The sequence below is a fragment of the Myxococcus sp. CA023 genome (genome assembly GCF_010998615.1).
GTDB lineage: Bacteria > Myxococcota > Myxococcia > Myxococcales > Myxococcaceae > Myxococcus.
Genome location: NZ_JAAEAH010000156.1, coordinates 1 through 5,271 on the forward strand (window position 1 = coordinate 1; position 5,271 = coordinate 5,271).

Sequence of the window (5,271 nt, forward strand, 5' to 3'; positions counted from 1 at the left end):
TGCAGAGGGGCCGAGGAGGGCCGCTGACGGGGCCGCCCGAGCGATGCTCCCGGCCGGTGGACAGGCCGCTTGAGCCCCCTTGGGGCACACGCCTGCCCAGGCCGCGCTCCCATCAGGTGCGTGGCAGGAGCCTTGGCCTGTTGCCTGTCTTGAGCCTCAACACCACACGGCCTGGGGTGGCCCTCGTGCCGGGGCCAACCTCGCACATCCCGTGGGCATGCCCAGGTGCTCCACAATCGCCCGCTCCCCGGGGGCCCCCTTCACGTACGCCAACACCCTTGAGCCTGCCTCCACACCTCACGCAGCCGAACACGTCGAAGTCGAACGTCCTCCTGAGCAACTCGGCGAAAGTCCACTCGCGGTGTCCTCTCCTTCACCCGCTCCTTCCTGGCCGCTGCCTCAAGCCCCGCGCTCGCCTCCTGCGCTCCTGCTTGAGGGACCAGAAATGGCCGCAGTCTGGCGCCTGGCCTCATCCATGAGCCGTTCGCGCTGGAGTACGACCTGGCGTTCCCGGGCATGAAGCTGCACGTCTTCGTCCGGAACGAGGAGAAGGCGCCAGCGCCGGACGCGGAGGCGCCGCCGCGCAAGGGCGCCGCGCTGATGCCGCTGCGCACGCCCGCGCTGGACGCCTCGCTGCACCTGCGCATCGAGGTGGACGTGCAGTTCCATTCGCCGTCGGCGCGGCTGGTAATGCGCGCGGACGCGGCGGGCATGGACTGCAAGGTGGACGGCGAGGCCGTGTGGTCACGGAGCATGCACTGGTCGCTGCTGGACCGTTCGGTGTGGACGCTGCTGTTCATGACGGCGCAGTACATCGACGCGGGGATGAAGGAGCGGCTTAAGGCGCTGCTGCGCCGCACGTTCCTGCTGGCGCCGCAGCGCTTCGATGAAGCGCTGGGGATGTTCGAGCGCATGGGAGGCATCCGCTACGCCATGGAGGTGCGGGACGGTGAAGTGTTCCCGCTGGGGCTGATGGCGCTGCCCACGTAGATGCCGGGCTGGCTGCGTGAGCGGATGGAGCAGCCGGCTGTCACGGACGTGCTGGAGCTGACGCACGACGCGCGTGAAGGCAGCTTCCTGGCGAAGTTCGTGGCGCTGGCGGGGTTTGAAGCGGGCCGCTTCCGGGTGGAGGTGCTGGAGAAGCGGTCGTTCGAGAACGACGGGCGCGTGGGCTTTGGAGGCTTCGGCTTCGAGTTCACTCGGAGAGATGGCCGGGTGCTGACCCACGAGGCGCTGGGCTTCGGGCAGAAGCGGCTGCTGTCGCTGCTGTACTACCTGGATGTGAACGAGGACTTCGCCATCGCGGATGAACTGGCGAATGGCCTGCATCCACGCTGGGTGGAAGCATCCATGCGGGAGTTGGGGACGCGGCAGGTGTTCCTCACCAGCCAGAACCCGCTCCTCCTTGAGCACACCCTGTTCCCGTCCGCCGAGGTGCTGCGGGCATCGCTCCTGCTGTGTGGCAACACGCGAGAGGACGGACCGGAGCGCATCGCGTGGAGGAATCCCACGCACGAGGCCGCGGGCCGGCTCTTCGACGCGCACGGACTGGGCGCGCATCCGCTGGCGGAACTGCTGCGTCAGCAGGGCCTGTGGTAAAGCGCAGCTCAATCAAACACATCAGCTTTAACAGCATCAACAATCGCAGCCGCCACCAAAGACACGGGCGGAGACTTCATTACAGTTGACACCCGGTCCACCTGCAACACAGATACACCACCCCTCTTTCGCCGCAGGGCTCGCTCTTCGTCTGGCAGCCTTCCGACGATCTTGCCCAAGAAGCGGACTGCATCCTCCTTATAAATCAGCATTGTACCTCGGTCACCCCAGCGGGTATCCGGGTTATCCGCATGAAGCCGGAGGCTCCAGCGAGAATCCCTATGCTCCTTCAACGTCACACGCCGGAGGTCGTAGTGTCCATCCTCAATATCCTCATTAACAGCAACAAGAACAACATCACCCTCAACAACATACTGATTAAAAGACACCAGGGGAAGCTGCTCCACACCAGACTCCGAACAGGGCAGCAGAAAGTCCATTGTCTTCAAAAGAAGAACATCCCCAGGCACAAGGGTATCCCTCATGGACTCATCCGCAACGCACACTTCTACCAACTCACCAAACTGTTCATGCAGCACTCGAACACACGTGCGTTCGAGTTGAGGCACCCGGATCCCCCTGCCATGAGCACTCATGAGCATGGCAATCGCCTCTTCTCGAACGGGATTGAGTTCGGACACTGGGACAACAGGAATACTTTCTCGAAGATTCCGACGGGCACGTTGAGAATAAGAAACCACAGGAGCGGCACTCTGGTTCACAACAGGGCCAGCGTCCTGCACAGCCGTATCTGGACACAACAAATCAACGTCGCATCCAAGAACGAACTCCAAGAACCTCCGCGGGGCCCCAGAGTTGGACATCAACTCTTCCACACTCATCTGTTGTAGACGCTTCCTTATCTGCCAAGGTTTATCTCGATCGCCTCCTAGGCTACCGTTAAAGAGCGCATCTTCAATATTCTCATAATGAAGAAGCACGCTCCTTGGGTCACCCGCCAACGACAGGATCTCACTATTTGCCTTGTCAGCATGCTGCTTACCTTGGTCGCGATCATGCACGACGCGGTATCGAATTCCAAAATGATTCAAGACTCGTTGAAACGCTCGAATCGTCCACTTTCCGCGACAGTTCACAGTTGTAACATCCCTGCGAACTGCCAAATACTTCTTCCTATCCAACCGACCCGCCGCATGCAAGCGCTCAGCTATTGCCTCTAGAGCGGCCAACTCCGTGTCTCCCTCAAAGAGACAGACTGTCTGATTTCCCGCAAAGAAAACCTCATTAACAGCAGGATCGAAATTAAGGAGCATTCGGAGTCGATCCCGTTCCTCCGAGGCATCGCCGAAAAGTTCTTCTTTGCGCTGGAGTGCCTGAACCTCCCCATCCACCTTCCGCAACAGCACGATGCCATCGTGCCTGTCAGCAAGATCAAGAAAAACAGGCGAATGAGTCGTACAGATGACTTGCGCCACACCGTCTCGCGCAATATCAACAAGCACGTCGCGCATTTTGCGACACATCTGAGGATGCAGATATGCTTCCGGCTCCTCCACTAGCAATAGGATAGCCTGTGACTCTTCCTTGTTTTCCCGCCTTCTATCTGCCAACAAGTGCAACAGGGATAGCACCAAGGCTCGCTGAGCCCCATGCCCTTGGTGCTCTGGCGGCGTTCGCAGGCCCCCATCGCTGACCCAAAGCGATGTCATTTTCGCAAGGTCAGAAACAACATCCGGTGCTCGCAGGTCAAGCTCGGCCGTCAGGTCAATAAACCTTCCGAGTCGTTCAGAGATCTCGCCTTCCAGACTCCCCACAATTCGATGCTTTCCCAGATCAGAGAATAACTGCGTCAGTGATTGCGCTGCGGCCTTGAAGGTCTGAACCGCCTTATGCCTTGACAACTCACCAGAGAACATGGCATCCGCGATATGATAAAGCGCAGAGTCTTTGGCGCCTGAACTCGCCTGAGCCTTGGTTTCCGCAAGTGCAGGAAGATAAATGACACGTGGAAAAACTTTATCCACATTGGGCGATATTCCACCAGGATTGGTGCTCCAGCCAGCCTTCTCTCGACAAATTGAGGAACTGATTGAGCGCGCGACCTCCTTGAGTTTCTCGAGCTGTCTGGCCTTAATTGGTCCCTTGGAAGGCTTCCCTCCCTGCCGCTTAAACTCTTCGAGCAATGCGGTTGCTTCGGCACCGTGCGTAGGCAACTGTTCCCATTCTATCCCCTCAGGCAGGTCCAAGATTTCGCTGGACGCATATGCCTCAATCGTCCTGGAAATCGACCGACTACCCTCCTCCTCTGGCTGCCATAGCTTCCGTACGCGATAGCGTCCGTCGTGAATGTGCGCGCGAACAGCTTGCTCTTGCTGGTCGGCCTCCGTGAGACTGTCGAACGTTAGCGTTACAGCGATGGGACCGTTATTGAGATTTCGATGGGGAAAGTGATCCTCAGTTGGGGACTTGGGATCAACATGGGGACTCGCGAGGCATATTGCCTGCAGAATCGACGATTTACCCACATTGTTGCGCCCGATAATTGAGATGAAATTTGCGGATCCGGGTAGAGCCTGTTCGAGCGCGGGAATCGAGATTCTCGCATTACTGATCCCCTTGAAGTTCTGAATTTCTATTTCAGCCAAGCGCATTTCCCCTCCAGATGGCTTCGAGGCGTCCGGATAAACACACCACCAACAGAAGGGAGGCTAGGCAGATACGGAATGCCCGTGCAAGCTCAATGCACAGGTTTGGACTCACCCTGTGGAGGTATGTGCATCTGCGAAGCAGGCACCCTCAGGAGCGCTGACAGCGCAGCGTTGATGAGCACCATTGAACGATGATCCCCTGAGTCGCCCCTTCATTTGGGTGAGCCGAGCGTCAAGGTCCGCTCCAGCAATAGACTGGGCCTGGAGCGGCGCGGGTAGCGATAGTGAATCACGCTTTTTCGGCGCCAGGAGTCTTCATGCATCGTGCGGAGCACGCAGAAATCCATCACGCACTCCGAGGTGCATCGGCTTATGAAGGAAGCCATCGGCACGGGAACTCATGCCAAGCGCCGGAACCTGTCAACGCGATATAGAGACACGCCCCCAGCCCGCCCCCTCTGACACACCATCCGAGACTTGACTGATACCTCGCCTGTCCCTGGTCCCTGAAACGCCGGGGCGAGCGGAAGCAGGGCGTTGGGGATTGGTGTCGTCCACGCACGAAGAAGGGCGGTTTGCCGCTTACGAACTACCGACACGCCACCCCTCGAAGGACTCCCATCCTTCGGGAGGCGCCGGAACCCCCAGCGCGGCCAAGCACTCGCGGGCCTGAGCGTTCCAACCGAGATCCATGAGAATGCCGGGAGGAGCGCCTTCCAAAGATTCAGTGAGCGTCTGCACTTTGGGGGCTGCTGCCCGGAAGCGGTCCGCATCCGGACTCCCTTGCGCCGTCGCGCAGAAAGCCGAGAGCGCTGCCATACGGGACTGGAGCGTTACACGCAGTTCCTCGGGCGAAGCCTGCGTGCACCACCGCGCATAGAGGCGAGGCGCAGCCAGTACCGTCAGCAGGTTGAGCGCCTCTGCTACCCTGGCAGCATTCCGCTCCCACAAGTCATCAGCCACAGAACGGCCCCAGGCGAGCATTGAAGGGTAGCGTTTTGAAGAGCAGCGCCGCGCATAAGAGGAATGGGGGCCCTGTTGAGGGGGAGGGAGGGTGCAGAGG

3 protein-coding genes are annotated in these 5,271 nt (G+C 59.6%); 2 read left to right on the top strand and 1 reads right to left on the bottom strand.

Annotated features, from left to right (window positions below; genetic code table 11):
• The first annotated feature begins 516 nt into the window (after positions 1–516).
• Both F8M74_RS38345 and F8M74_RS38350 read left to right on the top strand, forming a co-directional pair.
• Positions 517–990: a hypothetical protein gene (locus F8M74_RS38345; RefSeq protein WP_228560953.1), complete on the top strand. Its 474-nt coding sequence runs from the start codon at positions 517–519 to the stop codon at positions 988–990.
• A complete protein-coding gene (locus F8M74_RS38350; protein ID WP_228560955.1) occupies positions 991–1,599 on the top strand; it encodes an AAA family ATPase in 609 nt (202 codons plus the stop codon). It begins immediately after the preceding gene.
• Between the two features lie 8 nt (positions 1,600–1,607).
• On the opposite strand, the gene F8M74_RS36855 is transcribed toward F8M74_RS38350, so the two are convergent.
• On the bottom strand, positions 1,608–4,211 hold the full coding sequence (locus F8M74_RS36855) for an AAA family ATPase (protein WP_228560957.1): 2,604 nt from the start codon (positions 4,209–4,211) through the stop codon (positions 1,608–1,610).
• Positions 4,212–5,271: the final 1,060 nt, after the last annotated feature.

Coding starts and splice junctions, on each gene's coding strand:
- F8M74_RS36855 (WP_228560957.1), bottom strand. CDS start 4,211: ATGCGCTTGGCTGAAATAGAAATTCAGAACTTCAAGGGGATCAGTAAT.
- F8M74_RS38345 (WP_228560953.1), top strand. CDS start 517: ATGAAGCTGCACGTCTTCGTCCGGAACGAGGAGAAGGCGCCAGCGCCG.
- F8M74_RS38350 (WP_228560955.1), top strand. CDS start 991: ATGCCGGGCTGGCTGCGTGAGCGGATGGAGCAGCCGGCTGTCACGGAC.